The 17,667-nt window shown below is 75.2% G+C and carries 17 protein-coding genes; 1 reads left to right on the forward strand and 16 read right to left on the reverse strand.

Annotation, left to right across the window (positions count from 1 at the left end; all coding sequences use genetic code 11):
• Positions 1-19 precede the first annotated feature (19 nt).
• The 9 genes from ACFXHB_RS13825 to ACFXHB_RS13865 all read right to left on the reverse strand — a co-directional run bounded on the left by ACFXHB_RS13825 (position 20) and on the right by ACFXHB_RS13865 (position 7,200).
• Positions 20-661, reverse strand: a complete 642-nt coding sequence (locus ACFXHB_RS13825) for an alkaline shock response membrane anchor protein AmaP (RefSeq protein ID WP_380574283.1) — start codon at positions 659-661, stop codon at positions 20-22.
• 70 nt (positions 662-731) lie between these two features.
• Complete coding sequence (locus ACFXHB_RS13830) at positions 732-1,595, reverse strand: DUF6286 domain-containing protein (RefSeq protein ID WP_380574284.1); 864 nt, start codon at positions 1,593-1,595, stop codon at positions 732-734.
• On the reverse strand, positions 1,592-1,945 hold the full coding sequence (locus ACFXHB_RS13835) for a hypothetical protein (RefSeq protein WP_380574285.1): 354 nt from the start codon (positions 1,943-1,945) through the stop codon (positions 1,592-1,594). Before ACFXHB_RS13835 ends, ACFXHB_RS13830 begins: the two co-directional genes overlap by 4 nt.
• Entirely contained in the window at positions 1,945-2,136 is a 192-nt protein-coding gene (locus tag ACFXHB_RS13840) for a hypothetical protein (RefSeq protein WP_329490120.1), read from the reverse strand. The genes ACFXHB_RS13835 and ACFXHB_RS13840 overlap by 1 nt, the downstream gene beginning before the upstream one ends.
• A 40-nt stretch (positions 2,137-2,176) precedes the next feature.
• Positions 2,177-2,680 carry an Asp23/Gls24 family envelope stress response protein gene (locus tag ACFXHB_RS13845; RefSeq protein ID WP_380574286.1) on the reverse strand — a complete coding sequence of 168 codons (504 nt, stop codon included), beginning with the start codon at positions 2,678-2,680 and terminating at the stop codon, positions 2,177-2,179.
• 167 nt (positions 2,681-2,847) lie between these two features.
• A complete protein-coding gene (locus tag ACFXHB_RS13850; RefSeq protein ID WP_380574288.1) occupies positions 2,848-3,654 on the reverse strand; it encodes an enoyl-CoA hydratase/isomerase family protein in 807 nt (268 codons plus the stop codon).
• A 232-nt stretch (positions 3,655-3,886) separates the two neighbouring features.
• Complete coding sequence (locus tag ACFXHB_RS13855) at positions 3,887-4,120, reverse strand: helix-turn-helix domain-containing protein (RefSeq protein WP_049658450.1); 234 nt, start codon at positions 4,118-4,120, stop codon at positions 3,887-3,889.
• Positions 4,121-4,469: 349 nt separating this feature from the next.
• Positions 4,470-6,068, reverse strand: coding sequence for a ribosomal protection-like ABC-F family protein (abc-f, locus tag ACFXHB_RS13860; protein ID WP_380574289.1), 1,599 nt, complete (start codon positions 6,066-6,068; stop codon positions 4,470-4,472).
• Positions 6,069-6,270: 202 nt separating this feature from the next.
• Entirely contained in the window at positions 6,271-7,200 is a 930-nt protein-coding gene (locus ACFXHB_RS13865; RefSeq protein ID WP_380574290.1) for a hypothetical protein, read from the reverse strand.
• A gap of 353 nt (positions 7,201-7,553) precedes the next feature.
• On the opposite strand from ACFXHB_RS13865, the gene ACFXHB_RS13870 reads away from it, so the two are divergent.
• Positions 7,554-8,840, forward strand: coding sequence for a glycoside hydrolase family 26 protein (locus ACFXHB_RS13870; protein ID WP_380574291.1), 1,287 nt, complete (start codon positions 7,554-7,556; stop codon positions 8,838-8,840).
• A 30-nt stretch (positions 8,841-8,870) separates the two neighbouring features.
• On the opposite strand, the gene ACFXHB_RS13875 is transcribed toward ACFXHB_RS13870, so the two are convergent.
• The 7 genes from ACFXHB_RS13875 to ACFXHB_RS13905 all read right to left on the reverse strand — a co-directional run bounded on the left by ACFXHB_RS13875 (position 8,871) and on the right by ACFXHB_RS13905 (position 17,590).
• Positions 8,871-10,034, reverse strand: coding sequence for a GNAT family N-acetyltransferase (locus tag ACFXHB_RS13875; RefSeq protein ID WP_380574292.1), 1,164 nt, complete (start codon positions 10,032-10,034; stop codon positions 8,871-8,873).
• Positions 10,031-10,819 (reverse strand): Wzz/FepE/Etk N-terminal domain-containing protein, encoded by a 789-nt coding sequence (locus ACFXHB_RS13880; RefSeq protein WP_380574294.1) that lies wholly within the window; start codon positions 10,817-10,819, stop codon positions 10,031-10,033. Before ACFXHB_RS13880 ends, ACFXHB_RS13875 begins: the two co-directional genes overlap by 4 nt.
• Before the next feature lie 65 nt (positions 10,820-10,884).
• Entirely contained in the window at positions 10,885-12,000 is a 1,116-nt protein-coding gene (locus ACFXHB_RS13885; protein ID WP_380574296.1) for a glycosyltransferase, read from the reverse strand.
• Complete coding sequence (locus ACFXHB_RS13890) at positions 11,997-13,016, reverse strand: polysaccharide deacetylase family protein (RefSeq protein ID WP_380574297.1); 1,020 nt, start codon at positions 13,014-13,016, stop codon at positions 11,997-11,999. Before ACFXHB_RS13890 ends, ACFXHB_RS13885 begins: the two co-directional genes overlap by 4 nt.
• A complete protein-coding gene (locus tag ACFXHB_RS13895; RefSeq protein ID WP_380574298.1) occupies positions 13,006-14,745 on the reverse strand; it encodes a lipid II flippase MurJ in 1,740 nt (579 codons plus the stop codon). Before ACFXHB_RS13895 ends, ACFXHB_RS13890 begins: the two co-directional genes overlap by 11 nt.
• On the reverse strand, positions 14,742-16,061 hold the full coding sequence (locus tag ACFXHB_RS13900; protein ID WP_380574300.1) for an O-antigen ligase family protein: 1,320 nt from the start codon (positions 16,059-16,061) through the stop codon (positions 14,742-14,744). Before ACFXHB_RS13900 ends, ACFXHB_RS13895 begins: the two co-directional genes overlap by 4 nt.
• Before the next feature lie 5 nt (positions 16,062-16,066).
• A complete protein-coding gene (locus ACFXHB_RS13905; protein WP_380574301.1) occupies positions 16,067-17,590 on the reverse strand; it encodes an exopolysaccharide biosynthesis polyprenyl glycosylphosphotransferase in 1,524 nt (507 codons plus the stop codon).
• Between the last annotated feature and the right edge of the window lie 77 nt (positions 17,591-17,667).

Here is a 17,667-nt window from a genome sequence, read left to right on the forward strand (position 1 = left end):
GCCGGGCGGGCCACGGCGCCTACCGAACCCGCGACCGCCCACGCCGGCCGCCGCGTCTCGCCGCGGCGGCCGGCTTCGCGGCGAGCACCCGCATCCGCAGGTCGGCGGGCAGCTCGGCCAGCCCGAGGCTGGACCGGGCGTCGTTGCGCGGACCGGTCTCGAAGTGCTCCACCAGCTCGGCCGGCTCACCCCCCGGGGTCAGCCGCACGGTGGCCCGCAGCCGCGGCCGCCCCGATCCGCGCAGCAGCCGGACGGCCACCCGTTCGACCTCCGGCAGGACCACCGTCCCGGTCTCCAGCGCCTCCTCCAGGGCCCGGGTGCGCAGCCGCAGCCGCAGCCCGGTCGTACCGGGCGTGGGGAGGGCGATGGTCGCCGGGCCGCTGCGGCGCAGTTGGACGAAGAGCCACCAGGCGGCGCCGGCCACCAGCAGGGCCAGCCCGGCGATCACCGCCGGCCACCACCAGGGCTCGTCCACCCAGCGGGTCCGTGACGCGGTGCTGAGGACCGGCCGGTCCGGTGCGGCGAGCGGCCACCCGTCGGGCAGGTCCGCCCCGAGCCTCCTGTAGAGGTCGAGCCCGCCGGCCAGCACCAGCAGTCCGGCCGCCAGCAGCAGCACCGCGACCACACCCAGCAGCACCCGGTTGACGGTGGACCGACTCATCGCACCCCTCCTCGTCCGACCCGCGTCCGCGCACCCGTACCGCACCACCCGCGCCGGGGCGGCACCCCGCTCACCCGGTCCCGCCGGCCTTGTCGGTGCCGCCGGCCCCGTCGGCCGCGGGCGCCCCGCCAACCTCGCCGGCCCCGCCGACCGCGGTGGCCCCGTCGCCCTCGCCGGGGTCGGCCACCGGCGGAAGGACCGCGGCGCCCTCCGGCGGTGGGGTCGGGGTGACGCCGGAGCGGCCCCGGCCGCGCTTCGCCTTCACGTCGAGCCGGAGCGGCCGGGCCAGCGTGACCCCGGCCAGCTCCGCGCGCAGCTGCCGCTGCACCGAGGCGGGATCCGCCGGACCGGTCAGCAGCACCTTCACCCGACGCCGGTTGACCCGGACCGTGAGGTGCTCGATGCCGGGCAGGCCGGCGGCCCGGTCGTGCAGGAGGGTGCCGAGGCCGGCCCGGTCGATGGCGGCGGACGTGCCGCCCAGCGGTCGCAGCGGGAGCCAGCGGCGCAGGCCCGGGGCCAGCGCGAGCCAGAGCAGCCAGCCGCCGAGCAGGACGGCCGCCCCGGCGCCGAGCAGCACCCAGGGGTCGTCCAGCCGGCGGGTGGCGAGTTCGTCGCCGAGCTCGGCCCGCCAGCGGCCGGCGGCGTGCCCGGTGCGCACGGCGATCACGTCGTAGAGCAGCGCGGTGCCGAGCACCAGGACGGCCACGGCGACCAGCGCGGCGGCCACCGTCCGGGGGGCCCGCAACCGGTGCACCTTGACCGTGACCGGCTGCGCGGTCTCCCCCTCCGCGATCTCCGTCGGGAAGGTCTCCGGCGCCGAAGTCTCCGGCGCCGAGGTCCCCGGCGCCGAGGTCTCCGGCCCGGCGGTCTCCGGCCCGGAGGGCTCCGTCGGGAAGGGCTCCGTCGGGGAGGGCTCCGGTGCCTGCTCGGTCATGCCGCCCCTCCGGTGACCAGCCGCTCGACGACCACCACCACCTCGGCGACCCTCGTCCCGGTCAGTCCGCCGACCTGCGCGACGATCCGCTCCCGCACGGCCCGGGCGAGCGCGGCGAAGTCGGCGGGGAACGGCAGGTCGACGGCGACCCGGACGGTGACGGTGCTGCCCGGTGCGGCGACCGAGACCTTCGGCGGGCCGCCCCGCTCCGCCCGGCCGCTCCACGCGTCGGCGAGGGCCTCACGGGCGGCGCGGGCGGCGATCCGGGCGTAGACCCGGTCGGCGACCCGCAGCCGCCCGCGGGCGCCGGGCTCCCGGCGGCGGGCGGCCGGGCCGGCGGGGGTGGCCATCAGCGGCGCCGGTCGCGGCCGCGCAGCAGATCGCCGAGGTCACCGATCTCGATGTCGCCCTCCAGCAGGCGCCCGACCACGAAACCGACCACGCCCAGCGCGGCCACCAGTAGGAACGCCGCGAAGCCGCCGAAATAGCCGGCGAAGCCGAGGGCCATACCCACCACCAGGCCGACGATGGCCAGGTTCATCCGCTACTCCTCGTCTTCCGCTGCCGCCCCGCCGTGGGGGCTACTTCAATTTGGGCCGCTGTCCGGAGGGGACGCTCTCCTCTTCCTCCTCCTCGACGTCCGGCTCGTCGGGCAGATGGACGTCGTTGACCGCGATGTTGACCTCGACGACCTCCAGGCCGGTCATCCGCTCGACCGCGTCGATGATGTTCTCCCGTACCTGGCGGGCCAGTTCGGGGATGACCACGCCGTACTCGACCACCAGCGCGATGTCGATGGCGGTCTGCTTCTCACCCACCTCGGCCTTGATCCCGCGTCCGATGCTGGACTTGCCCCCGGGCACCCGGTCGCGCATCGCGCCGAAGGTCCGGGACAGGCCCGAGCCGAGGGCGTGGATGCCGGATACCTCGCGGGCGGCCATCCCGGCGATCTTCTCGACCACGCCGACGGCCAGGGCGGTGCGGCCGCGTTCGGCGACCACCCGGCCGGCGTCGGCCGCCGGGGCACCCGGTCCGGGGGCGGCGGGGTTCTTGTGCATGGTGGCGGGCGTCGGAGTGTCAGGCATGGGCGGTTCTCCCGTCGTACGGCTCCAGCTATATCGCAAATCGCTCCAACTCTGGCATTTCGCCACGACTTCCGCCCCCGGAGCATCGACCGGCGACACGCGGGAACGCCGAAGGCCCGGCTCGCGGGGCGGTTCCCCGGAGCCGGGCCTTCGGCATGATCGCGCGTTCAGTCGCCGATGCCGGCCAGATCGCGCAGACGACGGGCCTGCGCCACCCGTTCGGCCGAGCGCTGCTCGTCGTACGAGCGGCCGCCCGCCCCCTGGAGCAGTGCCTTGGTCTCGATGACGGCGCTGCGCGGGGCGGCCAGCAGTGCGGCCGCGAGGTCGCGGGCGGCGGAGTCCAGCTCCGCGCCGGGGACGGCGAGGTTGGCCAGACCGATCGCGGCGGCCTCCTCGGCGCCGACCCAGCGGCCGGTGGCGCAGATCTCCAGGGCCCTGGCGTAGCCGACGAGTTCGGTGAGCGGCTTGGTCCCGGCCAGGTCGGGCACGAGGCCGAGCGAGGTCTCCTTCATGGCGAACCGGGCATCGTCGGCGACCACCCGCAGGTCACAGCCGAGGGCGAGCTGGAAGCCGGCGCCGACGGCGTGACCCTGGACGGCGGCGATCGAGACCAGGTCGGGCCGGCGCCACCAGGAGAAGGCCTCCTGGTAGGAGGCGATGGTGTCGTCGAGATCCTTGTCCTCGGCGGCGGCCAGCTGGAGGAAGGTGCGCTCGCCGGGGATGCCCTCGGGGGTGAACATCGCGCGGTCCAGGCCGGCCGAGAAGGAGAGGCCCTCGGCGCGCAGCAGCACCACCCGGACGCCGCCGGGCAGCTCCCGGCCGACGGCCGCCAACGCGCGCCACATCGCGGGCGACTGGGCGTTGCGCCGTGCGGGCTGACAGAGGGTGACGACGGCGAGTTCGCCGTCGATCTCCAGGCGGACGCCGTCCTGCTCCCAGTGCGAGGCCTGCGGGTCGGTGGCGGGGGCGGTCATGCGGGAACCTCCGGTGGCGAGGGACTTGGCTACCGGAGAGTAACAAAACTGGGCCCGCAGCGGCAGGGCCATGACGGCCGCCGTCGCGGAAGGGCCCGCGCCGCGGCCGGGCACGCGGTGGCGGACATGACGATCGGCGGCCGGTTCGCTCTGACCGGGGGCGGACGATCAACCATCGTCTCCCCGGCCCGCGCCCTGCCGCCGAGTCATCCGCCCATGAACTGACGGACCGTCAGGAGCTCGCTCCAGCAGTAGCTTTGTTCTTGCCCCGCGTGGCACCGCCGCGGCCCCGGAGGATCACTCCGGACTCGCTCAGCATCCGGTGCACGAAGCCGTACGAGCGACCGGTCTCCTCCGCGAGAGCGCGAATGCTCGCCCCGGAGTCGTACTTCTTCTTGAGATCGGCCGCGAGCTTCTCACGCGCGGCACCGGTCACCCGGCTGCCCTTTTTCAGAGTCTCGGCCACCCGTGCCTCCTCGTAGCGTTGCTCGGTCAGATTCCCATGATCACCCATCCACCGCCTCCTGGCCACCCATTCGACAAGGTCGATGCCGGGAATGCGTGGTCCGCCGGTGGTGATCCGAGCGCACAAGGGCGCTCACGCAGAGTGCACGCCCCCGGGGTGATACCGCCATTCGGCGCGAAAGAGCTGATCAGCAGCGTCGGCCCGACCACGATCGAGTGGCGGGCCGACGGAAGCTTCTCAAACGGAATCCCGGACCTCTTCATTCCCGGACACGCCGTAAGTACTAGATTTTCTGGTCCAAAGAGTGGATGAGGTGTCTACTCCGGGCTGGACGGAAGCCGGGCCCGGGTCAGGCCAGCGAGACCAGGTCGTGGTACGCCGGGCTCCAGAGGTCCTCCACGCCGTCCGGCAGCAGGATGATCCGCTCCGGCTGGAGCGCGTCGACCGCGCCCTCGTCGTGGGTGACCAGCACGACCGCGCCGCTGAACTCGCGCAGCGCCCCGAGGATCTCCTCGCGGCTGGCCGGGTCGAGGTTGTTGGTGGGCTCGTCGAGGAGCAGCACGTTGGCGCTGGAGACCACCAGCGCGGCCAGCGCGAGCCTGGTCTTCTCGCCACCGGAGAGCACCCCGGCCGGCTTGTCGACGTCGTCGCCGGAGAACAGGAACGAACCGAGGATCTTGCGGATCTGCACCAGGTCGGTGTCGGGCGCCGAGGAACGCATGTTCTCCAGCACCGTGCGCTCCGGGTCCAGGGTCTCGTGCTCCTGGGCGTAGTAGCCGATCTTCAGGCCGTGGCCCGGGATCACCTCGCCGGTGTCCGGCTTCTCCACCCCGGCCAGCATCCGCAGCAGGGTGGTCTTGCCGGCGCCGTTGAAGCCCAGTACGACGACCCGGGAGCCCCGGTCGATGGCCAGGTCGACGTCGGTGAAGATCTCCAGCGAGCCGTAGGACTTGGACAGGCCGCTGGCGGTCAGCGGGGTCTTGCCGCAGGGGGCCGGGTCGGGGAAGCGCAGCTTGGCGACCTTGTCGTTCAGCCGGACCTGCTCCAGACCGGAGAGCAGCTTGTCGGCACGGCGGGCCATGTTCTGCGCGGCCACCGTCTTGGTCGCCTTGGCGCGCATCTTGTCGGCCTGCGCGTTCAGGGTCGCGGCCTTCTTCTCGGCGTTCGCCCGCTCGCGCTTGCGGCGCTTCTCGTCGTCCTCGCGCTGCTGCTGGTACTGCTTCCAGCCCATGTTGTAGACGTCGATCGCGGAGCGGTTGGCGTCCAGGTAGAAGACCTTGTTGACGACCGTCTCGACCAGTTCGACATCGTGCGAGATGACGATGAAGCCGCCCTTGTACGTCTTCAGGAAGTCCCGCAGCCAGACGATCGAGTCGGCGTCGAGGTGGTTGGTGGGCTCGTCGAGCAGCAGCACGTCGGAGTCCGAGAAGAGGATCCGGGCCAGCTCGACGCGGCGGCGCTGGCCACCGGAGAGGGTGTGCAGCGGCTGGGCGAGGATGCGGTCCGGCAGACCCAGCGCGGCGGCGATGGTGGCCGCCTCGGCCTCGGCGGCGTACCCGCCCTTGGTCAGGAACTCGGTCTCCAGGCGCGCGTACTTCTTCATCGCGTTCTCCTGGGTGGCGCCCTTGCCGTTCGCCATCCGGTCCTCGTTCTCGCGCATCTTCCTCAGCACGGTGTCGAGGCCGCGGGCGGAGAGGATGCGGTCCTTGGCGAGGACGTCGAGGTCGCCGGTGCGCGGGTCCTGCGGGAGGTAGCCGACCTCGCCGGAGCGGGTGACCGTGCCCGACGCCGGCATGCCCTCGCCGGCCAGCACCTTGGTGAGCGTGGTCTTCCCGGCGCCGTTGCGCCCGACCAGACCGATCCGGTCCCCCGGAGCGACCTTGAAGCTGGCGGACTCGATCAGGATGCGGGCACCGGCGCGCAGCTCAAGGGCGTTGGCGGAAATCATGGCTGGGACTACTCCTGGGACGTGGGCGGGCACCTGGTCATGGCACAGGGCCGGGGCAGCGGAAGGGGGCGTCGTCGGCAGATCGGCGGCCCGCGCGCAGCGGTGCCGCTCGTCCGCTAGTGCCCGGAGAGAACAGCCATGACGGCAAGTCTACCGGGCCCCGTGACGGAGCCCGGAGGAATTCCCCGCGCGGGTAGCGGTCTCAGGGCTGCGGGGTGCCCTCCGGGGCGGCGCAGCTGCCCTGCGGGCGCACGGCGGCGAAGGTCTCGGCCGGGCTGCCGCAGGCCGCCTCGGGCGCCGCCGCCTTGGTGTCGAACACCTTGGGGCCGACGATCGGACCGTCCGTGATCAGCACCCGGCGGCCGTCCAGGGCCTTCAGCGAGACCGCCGGCCCGGCGCTGAGCTGCCAGCCGGTGCTGTCCAGCCGGTAGCCGGTGACGCCGCCGGAGACCGGCTGGCCGGTGCTGTCGGCGCAGCTGCGCGGGACGAGCACCGCGTACTCGGTGCCCACCGAGCGGGTCGGGTCGTAGACGCAGTTCCCGGCAGGCTTGGAGTTGTAGCGGAGGTCACCGTCGGCGTCGCGGAAGCCCATGGTCAGGTTGGGCGTGACCACGGCCACCCAGGGCGAGGACTGCTGGACGGTGTACAGGGCCGCGGCGGCGCGCTCCCGCTGGAGCTGCTTGCGCTGCTCGTCGGTCCGCTTGTCGGCGCCCGGCTCGCCCACGCCGGCCAGCCAGTCCTCCAGACCGGGCACCGCGCGGTGCCAGCGCACCTCGTGGTCCCCGGGGCGCACCGAGGTGACCAGGCCGTCGTCCCAGACCACCACGGCGTTCTCGCCCGCCATGGACAGGTACAGCGCGGTGGCGCCCTCGCGGCGGTACGACCACGCGTGCTCGCCGGTGGCCCGGTTGTAGGCCTCCAGGCCGGGGCCCACCTTCAGCTCCAGACCGTCCGTCCCCAGCGACTGCGCGTTGACCGGGCGGGCGCTCGCGCCACCCGGCTCGGCCACCCGGTCCCCGAACGGCACCGCCTTGTTGGCATGCGCGGCCGCGCCCGCCACAAGGACCAGCAGCACCGCCAGGGCAGGGAGGATCGATCGGGGGGTGAGGACACGCAGCGGCTTCCAGGACACGGGCGGAGCGTACCTTTCGACACCCTCACGAGTCAGCCGGGGCCCGCCGGGCGTCCGGGGAGTGGATGCGTGAACGGCCGGTTCGCGCCCTTCACCGGATCCACCCGCCCACCTGCGCCGTCGGCCCCCGCCCGCCGGGACGGCGCCGCGGGCGGCCGGACGGCGTAGGCCCTCCAGGGCCGTCCGGACTGTTACAGAGGTGATACACGAAGCATTGCGGCAGACGGCGTTCGAATATCGCCCACTTTAGGGTGACATTCGGCTTTTCCGACGCCCCGGGGCCCTACTGTCTGTGCGCGGGGTATCACGGTCCGTCCCGCCACCCCCGCCCCGTGACGCCCCGAGGAGAGCCCATGCGACTCGGCCGCCTGACGCTGGCCGCCGCCGCCCTGCTGATGCTGACCACCGCGAGCGTCCCCGCCGGGACGCCGCTCAGCCAGACCGAACGGCACGCCCTCTCCTCCGACGGCATCCAGCCCCGCGGCGCCGCCCCCCGGCCGGCCGTCCAACGGCCGAAGCACGAGGCCCCGTTCGGCGCCTTCGTCGGCTCCTGGGACAAGTACATCCCCCAGCTGGGCCGCTACGCGCAGTGGCTGAACAACGCCAACCTGCAGGTCGGCCACACCTATCTGGCCGGAAACAGCTGGGCGGACATCGAGGGCGAACCGGTGGTGCTCGGCATGTGGTCGCAGTGGCGGCTGGCCGACCCCTCCCGGATGCTGATCCTCGGCGTCCCGATGCTCGTGCCCAACGAGGCGAACGTGCCGGACGGCGAGGTGGCCAAACTGCTCGCCCAGGGTGCCCGCGGCGACTTCGACCGGCACTTCCTGCGGCTCGCCCACCGGCTGGTGGCCCTCGGCGGCGCGGACACCGTGCTCACCCTCGGCTGGGAGATGAACGGCGTCACGTACACCCACCGCTGCAAGCCCGACCCGACGGCCTGGAAGGCGTACTGGCGGCGGATCGTCGCCGTGATGCGCTCGGTGCCCGGGCAGCGGTTCCGCTTCGACTTCACGCCCAACCGGGGGCTGGACGCGATCCCGTGGACCAAGTGCTACCCCGGCGACGACGTGGTCGACATCATCGGCATGGACAGCTACGACCAGCCGGCCGGCGCCACCTTCGACGACTACGTCCGCGAGCCGTACGGGCTGCAGGACCAGGTGGAGTTCGCCGCCAAGCGCGGCAAGCCGGTCTCCTACCCGGAGTGGGGGCTGTTCCGCAACGGGGACAACCCGGAGTTCGTCCAGCGGATGGTGGAGTGGATCCGCACCCACGACACCAGTTACCAGACCGTCACCGACTACTGCCCGCACGGATTCTGGCAGTGCGGGCAGAACCCGCGCTCCAGCAGCCGGTTCAAGCAGCTGATGGCCGGGTCCAAGGGGGCGCCGCTCGCGCCGGCGCCGACGCCCCCGGTGCCCGCCCCGGCCCCGGGACTCACCCCCTCCGCCACGCCGTCGGCCCCGGCCACCCCCTCGGCCACCCCCTCGGCCGGCCCGTCGCCGTCCGCCTCCGCGACCGCCGCCGGGGCGGCGGCCGCGTCGTCCTCGGCACCGGCCCCGCCGTCGCCCTGGGCCACGCCGCCGCTCCCGGCCGAGGCCTCACCCGCGCCGAACGGCCTGCCGGCCCGGCGCTGACGGCCGGCACCCGGACCCGCCGGCGGGCGGTCAGCTCCGCCGGCGGGCCGCCAGTGTCTCCTTGAGCCTCGGCAGTCGGGTGCGCAGCACATGCACCGCGGCCTGCCGGACCCGGACCGAGCCCGCCCGGGCGGCCGCCGCGGGGGCCGGCCCGCGCGGACCGAACAGCAGCCGCTGGTTGGGCAGCTGGTCCGGCCGCCAGCGCTGCTTGTACGGCTCCTGGCCGCGCAGCAGGCTGAGCACCGGGATCCCCGCGTCGACCGTCTCGTCCAGTGCCGCGCCGAACAGCAGGCCGGCGATGTCCAGCCGCTCCCGCAGCTCCGGGTGCGCGCCGTACAGGTAGAGGCCGCCGAAGGACGGGCAGAGCAGCAGCAGGTTCACCGCGACCAGCTCGCCGTCGAGCCGGTACTGGTGGACGGCGGCGCGGCCGGTGGCGACCAGGCCGGTGGTGGACTCGACCAGGTGCCGGGCGAACCGCTCGGTCCGGTGCTCCGCCGTGACCCCCCGCTCCCGCCACTGCAGGAAGTGCAGCCTGAGCAGCCCGTCCACGGCCTCGGGCACCTCCTCCGGGGGCGTCGAGCGGACCTCGACCCCGGCCTCCGCGATCTTGCGCAGCTTCACCCGGCTGCGCTGGGCGGTCTTGCCGGGCACCCGCTTGAGCAGCTGCTCCATCGGGACGGCCGGCAGGTACTGGCAGAGCGAGTCGGCGAACCGGCTGCGGCGGCCGCGCCACTGCTCGAAGACCCGCTGGACGGCCGCCTCGGGGCGCACCTCGCGCAGCTCCAGGGTGTGCCAGGGGCGGGTGAGCGGGAGGGCGGCGGCGAACTCGGCGGCGGCCCGGTCCGCGCAGGAGTCGTCGAGCAGGATGTCGGTGAAGTCGATCAGCCCGTCGCCGAGGCCGGTCAGCCCGCCGAACGGGCCGCGGCGCCGCTGGAACGCTCCCGCGCCGACCAGCCGGCCGTTGCGGCGGACCAGCAGCACCAGCAGCTCACCCGCACGGCCGTACTGGCGCCACCAGGAGCGCTGCCAGACGGCGGCCTGGAAGAAGGTGGCCGTCCGGCAGCGGGTGACCAGGTCGTCCCACTCCTCGGCGAGGACGTCGAGGGCGTCGTCCTCGCGGCGCAGTTCGGTGGTCCAGCGGGGGGCGCCGGCCTGGGTGGGCAGGCCGGCGGTGACCGGCGCCTCGGTGCTCATCGGCTGCTCCCGGCGGCGCTCTTCTCCTGGGCCGGGGCCTTCTCGGCGGGCGTCTTCTCGGCGGGTGTCTTCCCGGCCGACGTCCTCTCGGCGGCCGCCTTCCCGGTGGGCGTCCGGTCGGCGGGCGCCCTCCCGTCGGCGGGCCGCTCCGCCGGCTCCTCGACGCGCGGGCGCGGGGCGGTCGGCACCGGGCCCGCGCCGGGCTCGGCGGCGGCCGGCGCGGGCTCGGTGCCCCGGCGACGGGTCATCATCACCAGCGCGCCGATCAGCACCCCGGCGGCGGCGCCGACCGCGACGTCCAGCTGCGCGGAGGGCGTGGTGGGCTTGTCCGGCTCGGCGGCGGGGGCCAGTGGGACCAGCCGGACGCCGGTCTCCTTGCTACTGGTGTTGGCGAAGACGACCAGCGAGCGGGCCACCGCGTCGGCGGTCTGGACCGCCTCCTGCGGCCGCGTGCCGGTACCGGTGATCTCGATCATCGGGGCGTCCGGGGAGGTGGTGCCGTGCACCAGGGCCTCCAGCTCCGCGCGGCTGTGCCCGGTCTCGGCCGCGGCGGCCGCGAGCACCTGGGGCTGCCCGGCCAGCCGGCCGTACGCCTGGGCGAAGTTGACCGCCGTGACACTCTCCCCCTGGGTCTGCGGCACCACGATCACATAGGAGTTGGCGGCGTACGAGGGGTGGGCGACGACGGCGTACCCGGCGCCGGCGGCGGCGCCCAGCGGCACCGCGAGGACCACCGGCCACCAGCGGCGGGCCAGGCTGCGGACGCTTCGGCGCGGTTCGGACATGGGGTGCTCCTTGGATATGGGGGCCGCCCGGCCGGCGGCCCGGGGGTTCGGCGGCTGCCGGCGGCTCAAGCGGGTGCCAGGCGGTCGTAGAGGGCGCCGAGGTCGGCGGCCACCCGGACGATGTCGTAGTGGCCGACCGCCGGGGGCCGGGGCAGCGGCTCGGTGCTGTGGTCGTTGAGGTGGCGCAGCTCGCGCAGCGCGGCGGTGTAGGCGGCGGCCTCGGAGGGGATCCGGCGGGCCTGCGGGGCGGCGGTGGGCGGGAGTTCGTCCAGGGCCGGGCAGGCGCTGTGGCGGACCGGCAGGCCGGCCGCGAGGCCCTCCAGGACGCCGAGGCCGAAGGTCTCCTCGGTCGAGGGAGCGGCCAGCACGTCCAGCGCCGCGAGCAGGTCGGGGACGTCGTCGCGCTCACCGGTGAGCACCAGCCGGTCCCGGACGCCGAGTTCGACGGCGCGCCGCTCCAGGGCGGCCCGCTCGGAGCCCTCGCCGACCAACACCAGCCGGGCGGCCGGGTCGAGGTCGGCGAGGGCCTCCAGCAGGACGTGGAAGCGCTTGCCGGGCACCAGCCGGCCGACCCCGCCGACCACCCAGCTCGTCTGCGGCAGGCCGAGGTCGGCGCGCAGCCGGTGCCGGGCGGCGGCCCGGTCGCTGTCGGGGCGGCGGTAGCGGGCGGTGTCGATGCCGTTGGGGATCAGTTCGACCCGGCCCGGCGGCACCCCCCAGGCGTGCAGGGTCTGGGCGACCTGCCGGGAGACCGCGACGGTGGTGGTGCCCAGGCGTTCGGCCGCCAGGTAGAGGCCCTTGACGCCACGGGTGACCGGGCGGCCCTCGATCACCCCCGCGTGCAGGGAGTGCTCGGTGGCCACCACCGCCCGCACCCCGGCGAGCCGGGCGGCCAGCCGCCCGTACAGGCCGGCCCGATAGAGGTGGGTGTGCACGAGGTCGTAGCGGCCGGACCGGATCAGCCGGACCAGCCGGGGCAGCGCGCCGACGTCCCGGTTGCCGCGCATCGCGAGGTGGTGGACGGTGACGCCCTCGGCGCGCAGCGCGGCGGCCACCGTGCCGGGGTTGGTCAGCGCGACCACCTCGCAGTGCTGGTGCGCGGGCAGGTGCCGCAGCAGCAGTTGGAGTTGCCGCTCGGCGCCGCCGGAGGCGAGGCCGGTGACGATGTGCAGCACCCTCACCGGCCGGCCCCCCGACGGGTCGCCCGCTCCCCTCCGGAGCGCTCGGCTCCGCCGCCGGCCCGGGTGCCCGTGCTCCCCTGTCGCTCGTCGCCCTCGACGGCGCGCCGCCGCCGGCCGGGGCGGGCGGCCAGGCGGCTGCGGCGCAGCTCGGTGACGGTGTCGCGCAGACGGTGCCGGCCGCGCTTGGCGCGCAGTCGCCAGGCTCCGTCGCGGTCGCCGACGTAGCAGCGGGGCAGCGCGTAGCGGCCGGTGAGCGGGGAGTGCGCGATGGCGCAGGCGTAGTCGTAGCCGGCGTCGCGGACGGCCAGGGTGGCGGGCAGGTCGACGGCGCCGTAGGGGTAGCAGAAGCCGGTGACCGGGCCGCCGACGACCTCCTCCAGGGCCCGACGGCTCTCCCTGGTCTGGGTGGCGAGCACCTCGGCGGGCAGCCCCGGCAGAGCCTGGTGGCCGAGCCCGTGCGAGCCGATCTCCCAGCCGGCGGCGGCGAGTTCGGTGACCTCCTGGACGGTCAGCAACTTCTTGCGCGGGCCCTTCACGTCCCAGTCGTTGGCCCGGCCGAGCAGGTCGGCGACCACGTAGGCGGTCGCGGTGAAGCCGTACGCCTGGAGGATCGGTACGGCGAAGCGGCCGAAGTCGGCGTAGCCGTCGTCGAAGGTCAGGCCGACCAGGTTGTCCGCCCGGCCGCCGGCCCGGGCCCGCATCAGCTCGCGGACCGAGACGCCGCGCTGACCGCGCCGGTGGAGCCAGGCGATCTGTTCGGCGAACCGCTCGGGGCTGACGGTCAGCTGGTACGGGTCGTCCTCCTCGACGGCCACCGAGTGGTACATCAGGATCCACGGCGAGGTGCTCTGCGGAGCGGGCGCCCAGGCGGCCGGGCGGCGGCTCCGGGGCAGCAGTGCCTCCGGGCGGCGGGCACCGTCTCGTGGCACCCCGGTCCGCGGACCGGCGGCCGTCGGCGTGCCGGAGCGGCGTACGCCCGACAGCACCGACCGAACGGATCCCCGTTCAATGTCCATGGGGAGGCTTCCCTTCATCGGCGACGGATGGCGGGCACAGGGCCCGGAGGGCGGCGAGGACCGGTCCGCGCACCTCGTGGGCACCGAGACCGGTACCCAGGGCGGCGAAGGCGAGCGCCACGGTGAGGCCCCCGAGCAGCGTCGAGAGCAGGGGGTCGGCGGGGAGCCCGGCGGCCGGGGTGCCGAGGGCGGCCGCACCGGCGGCGGCCGCGAGCAGCCGGGCGTGGCCGCCGAGGACCAGCCGCAGGCGCAGCGCGATGCCGCGCAGGACGAGGCCGCGCAGCAGCAGCGCCGCGGTGGTCGTGATGCCCGCCGCGTTCCCGGCGGCGAGGCCGAGGGCGCCGAACCGCGGGGTGGCGAGCACGCCGACGGAGACCGTGACGACCAGGCCGAGCACCATGGCGGCGGCCGGGTACCAGTCGAGCAGCCGGCGGCCGCCGTCGTCACTGCGCGGGTCCCCGGCCCGGCGGACCACCGGGCGCAGCGAGAAGTAGGGGCGGATCATCACGCCGATCAGCGCCTGCGCGGGCAGGCCGAAGCTGTAGACCCGGATGACGGCCGCGGTGGCGGCGGTGTCCTGGGCGCCGAACGCGCCGCGCTGGAAGAGCAGGGCGACCACCGACGGCGCGCAGGCGAGCAGGAAGGCGGTGCCGAACAGGACGACGGCGGCCGCCTGCCCGAGGTCCTTCTCGACCCGGTCGCGGGCGGCGGTCAGATCCCCGGCGGCGAGCGCCCGGGCGACCAGCGGGAAGGTGACGGTGCAGATCAGGATGGCCGCCGTCATGGCCAGTTGGGAGACCTTGGCGGCGTAGTTGAGGTGCGAGATGGTGCCGGGCGGCAGCGCGGAGCCGAGGAAGCGCTCGATGAACACCTGCGCCTGCCGGGTCAGTGTGAAGGCGGCCACCGGCAGCAGGGCGAGCGGGATCAGTACGAGCGCGGGGCCGCCGTACGGGGACACCTCCCGGCCGCCGGGCCGGGGAAGGGCGCCGGCGGGGCGGGCGGCCCGCAGCCGGCGCAGGAACGGGAGGACCAGCAGGCCGGCCATCAGCAGGCTGCCGAGGGCGACGCCGATCGCGGCGGAGCGGACCCCCCAGAGCGCGTGGCAGCTGAGCAGGACGCCGAGGATGCCGACGTTGTAGGCGACGTAGATGCCGGCCGGGGAGGTGAAGCGGTGGTGCGCCCGGAGCGCGGCGGCCAGGTAGCCGGCCACGCCGAACGGCAGCACGGCACAGGCGGTGATCCGGGTGCAGGTGACGGCCAGCTCGGGGTTGGCCAGGCCGGGGGCGAGCAGGTCGACCAGGTGGGGGGCGCCGAGGGCGACGCCGAGCGAGAGCGCGCCGAGCGCGAGCAGCAGCCAGGGCAGGGTGGCGCGGACCAGTTGGCGGACCGGGTCGGGACCGTCGGGGCGCTCCTCCCGCAGGACCAGGGCCAGGGCGAAGGCGGGCACCATGAGGAAGGACATGGCGTCCTCGATCAGCAGGGGTGCGGCGGTCTCCGGGACGGTCCAGGCGACCAGGAAGGCGTCGGTGCCCTGGTTGGCGCCGAAGTAGCGGGCCAGCAGCAGGTCGCGGAGCAGGCCGAGCGCGGAGCCGGCGGCGCTGAGCACCGCGGTGACGCCGAAGGCCTTGGCGAGGAACCCGCGCCGGGGGGCGGCCGGGGTCCCGGCGGCGGGTGCGGAGCGGGGCGCCGGCAGCGTCGGGGTGAGCGCCGTCGGCCGGTCGGTGGTCATCGGGGGGTCGCCTCCGGGGTGACGCCGCGGGCGGTGCGGGCGGCGAGGCCGAGGACGACGGAGGTCAGCACCGTGGTGGTACCGCCGATGTCCGCGTAGAGGAAGTCGACCAGGACCCAGACCAGCAGGGCGAGCGCGGCGAGGCCGGCGCCGCGGGCGCGGCGGAGGCAGCCGAGCAGCAGGCCGAGGAAGAGGGCGGCGTAGGCGACGATGCCGATCAGCCCCTGCTCGCTGAGGACCAGGAAGTACATGTTGTGCGGGGAGAGCAGCGGCTCGCGCTGGAAGCCGATGGTGGCGTCGGCGGCGTCGCTGCCGGAGGAGAGCCGCAACGGGGCGTGGCTGTCGCGCAGTTGCTGGAAGGCCTTGGGGCCGGCGCCGGTGACCGGGTGGTCCTGCCAGATGCGCCCGGCGGTGGACCAGAGGTCGTAGCGGTCGGAGACCGACTGGTCGGGGGCGGCGGAGACGGAGCCGATCGAGCTGATCCGGGCGGTGACGCCGGAGGCGCCGAGGCCGAGCCCGCCGATCAGGACGACGGCGGCGGCCAGGCCGAGGACGGCGCTGCGGACGGCGAGCCGGGCGTCGGCGCGCAGCAGCAGGACGGCGGCGGCGGCGCCGGTGGCGATCCAGCTGCCGCGGCTGAACGAGACGGCGAGCGGGAAGGCCAGGAACGCGGCGGCCGCGTACATCGCGCGACGCAGCCGGGGGTCGCGTTCACCGAGGGCCAGCGCGAGGGCGGCGAGCAGGCCGTAGCTGACCACGGTGGACATCGCCATGATGTCGAGCGCGCCGAAGGTGCCGACGGCCCTGATCGGCCGGCCGGTGTAGGAGGCGCCCGTCCCGGTGAGGTACTGGTGGACCCCGACCACGCCCTGGATCAGGGCGGCGGTGACGAAGGAACCGAGCACCAGCCGCTGGTCGACGCGGTCGCGCAGGGAGCAGAGGACGGCGGCGGGCACCAGGACGAAGACCTGGGTGAGCCGGACGAAGCCGGTGAGGCTGGCGGCGGGGTCGATCGAGCCGACGGTGGCGACGGCGGCGGCGAGCACGATCGCGCCGAACTGCGCGGCGGCGGTCCGGCCGATCGCGGGGGTACGGCCGCGCAGCAGGCCGACGGCGGTGACGGCGACCAGGGCCAGCGAGGCGAGGTCGGCGGCGGTGACGTGGACGGCGGCGGTGACGTCCTTCTCGCCGGTGGGCACGCAGACCAGCAGCACGGTGGCGGCGGCGAGCACACTGGGCCGGGCGGCGAGTGCCGTGCGCGCCCGGCGTAACGCCCGGGCGGCGGGGGTCGGGGCGAGATCGAGGGTGAGGGCCACGCTGGTCAGCTTCCGTCCGGGTGGAGCATCAGGGCCGCGGTGCGGCAGAGGATCTTGACGTCCTGCCAGAGGCTCCAGCTCTCGATGTAGCGGTTGTCGAAGCGGGCCCGGTCCTCGATGGAGGTGTCGCCGCGCAGGCCGTTGACCTGGGCGAGGCCGGTGAGGCCGACCGGGACGCGGTGGCGGTCCGCGTACTCGGGGTAGGCCTGGCTGAACCGCATGACGAAGTAGGGGCGCTCGGGGCGCGGGCCGACCAGGCTCATGTCGCCGCGCAGGACGTTCCACAGCTGCGGCAGCTCGTCCAGGGAGCTGCGGCGCATCACCTTGCCGACGGCGCCCATCCGGTGGTCCTGGGCGATGTTCCAGCGGGTCGCCGACTCGTGCTCGTTGCTGGGGCGCAGGGTGCGGAACTTGAGGACGGTGAAGACCCGGCCGTCCAGCCCGGTGCGCTGCTGGCGGAAGAGCACGCCGGGGCCGGTGTCGCAGCGGACGGCGAGTGCGCAGAGGGCGAGCACGGGGGCCAGCGCGAGCAGGCCGAGGCCGGCGGCGGTGACGTCCAGGGCGCGCTTGGCGGCCCAGCCGGGGCGGCGCATCGCCGAGCGGTCGACCTTCAGGCAGGGGAAGCCCCAGAGGTGGTCACCGGCGGCCGAGCGGCCGCTCTCCAGCGAGCCGTACTCGCGCAGCGCGGGCACCAGCCACACCTGGCAGCCGAGCCGGGCGGCGTCGCGCAGGGCGGCGGCGGTCTCGGCCTCGTCGGCGGCCCCGGCGGTGGCGACCACGTGGTGGATCCGGTGCCGGCGGACCTCGCGCTCCAGCACCTCGCGGCCGCCGAGCACAGGCAGGTCGGTGTCGCCGGCCAGCAGCGGCGGGTCGGGGTCGAGGAAGCCGACCGGGCGCATGCCGTACTCGCCGCGCTCGCTGAGGGCCGCGGCGACCCGGCGGCCGAGCCGGCCGGCGCCGAGGACCAGCACGGGGCTGGGCCGGCTGCGGCGGATCCGGCGGACCAGGTGGTAGAGCAGGGCGCGGCCGCAGACGGCGAGCAGCAGTTGGACGCCGAGCAGGACGGTCAGCCGGGCCGGGGTGGCGGGGCCGCAGTCGGGCCAGCGGCCGTCCAGGCAACCGGCCAGGGTGACGGCGAAGGCGGTGGCGACGACGGCCCGGACGGTCAGCGCGGGGAGTTCGTCGAGGACGGAGAGGGTGAGCCGGGCCCGGTAGAGGCCGCCGGCCAGGTTGAGCAGGAGCAGCAGGGGCAGCAGGGCGGCCACGCCCAGCAGTGGATCGACCCGGACCGCCGGGTCGAGGGCGCGGTTGGCGAGCCCGGTGGCGGTGCACAGGGCGACGGCGTCGACGGCGACCAGGGCGACGGGCAGGGCGAGCCGGGAGCGGACCGGCCGGCGGTGGCGGCGGGACGGCGGGGCGCTGCGGGTCTGGGCGGACCGGGCCGGTCGGTCGAGCAGACCGATGGCGGGCCGGCGCGGGCCGGACAGGGGCCGGCCGGCCCGTGGCACGCTGTCGTGGTCAATGGTCATCAGCGCACGAACTCCCCTGCTGTGTGCCCGGGGTGACGGCGGCCCGGCACCGGTTGGCCCGGGGCGGCCGTCCCGGC

The sequence above is a fragment of the Kitasatospora sp. NPDC059327 genome (assembly GCF_042752535.1).
In the GTDB taxonomy this organism is placed as follows: Bacteria; Actinomycetota; Actinomycetes; order Streptomycetales; family Streptomycetaceae; genus Kitasatospora.

What these genes read in the sequence shown, in the direction of transcription:
- ACFXHB_RS13875 (WP_380574292.1), bottom strand. Translation starts at nt 10,034, where the DNA reads ATGAGCACCGAGGCGCCGGTCACCGCCGGCCTGCCCACCCAGGCCGGC.
- ACFXHB_RS13825 (WP_380574283.1), bottom strand. Translation starts at nt 661, where the DNA reads ATGAGTCGGTCCACCGTCAACCGGGTGCTGCTGGGTGTGGTCGCGGTG.
- ACFXHB_RS13905 (WP_380574301.1), bottom strand. Translation starts at nt 17,590, where the DNA reads ATGACCATTGACCACGACAGCGTGCCACGGGCCGGCCGGCCCCTGTCC.
- ACFXHB_RS13830 (WP_380574284.1), bottom strand. Translation starts at nt 1,595, where the DNA reads ATGACCGAGCAGGCACCGGAGCCCTCCCCGACGGAGCCCTTCCCGACG.
- abc-f (WP_380574289.1), bottom strand. Translation starts at nt 6,068, where the DNA reads ATGATTTCCGCCAACGCCCTTGAGCTGCGCGCCGGTGCCCGCATCCTG.
- ACFXHB_RS13880 (WP_380574294.1), bottom strand. Translation starts at nt 10,819, where the DNA reads ATGTCCGAACCGCGCCGAAGCGTCCGCAGCCTGGCCCGCCGCTGGTGG.
- ACFXHB_RS13850 (WP_380574288.1), bottom strand. Translation starts at nt 3,654, where the DNA reads ATGACCGCCCCCGCCACCGACCCGCAGGCCTCGCACTGGGAGCAGGAC.
- ACFXHB_RS13870 (WP_380574291.1), top strand. Translation starts at nt 7,554, where the DNA reads ATGCGACTCGGCCGCCTGACGCTGGCCGCCGCCGCCCTGCTGATGCTG.
- ACFXHB_RS13835 (WP_380574285.1), bottom strand. Translation starts at nt 1,945, where the DNA reads ATGGCCACCCCCGCCGGCCCGGCCGCCCGCCGCCGGGAGCCCGGCGCC.
- ACFXHB_RS13840 (WP_329490120.1), bottom strand. Translation starts at nt 2,136, where the DNA reads ATGAACCTGGCCATCGTCGGCCTGGTGGTGGGTATGGCCCTCGGCTTC.
- ACFXHB_RS13890 (WP_380574297.1), bottom strand. Translation starts at nt 13,016, where the DNA reads ATGGACATTGAACGGGGATCCGTTCGGTCGGTGCTGTCGGGCGTACGC.
- ACFXHB_RS13845 (WP_380574286.1), bottom strand. Translation starts at nt 2,680, where the DNA reads ATGCCTGACACTCCGACGCCCGCCACCATGCACAAGAACCCCGCCGCC.
- ACFXHB_RS13895 (WP_380574298.1), bottom strand. Translation starts at nt 14,745, where the DNA reads ATGACCACCGACCGGCCGACGGCGCTCACCCCGACGCTGCCGGCGCCC.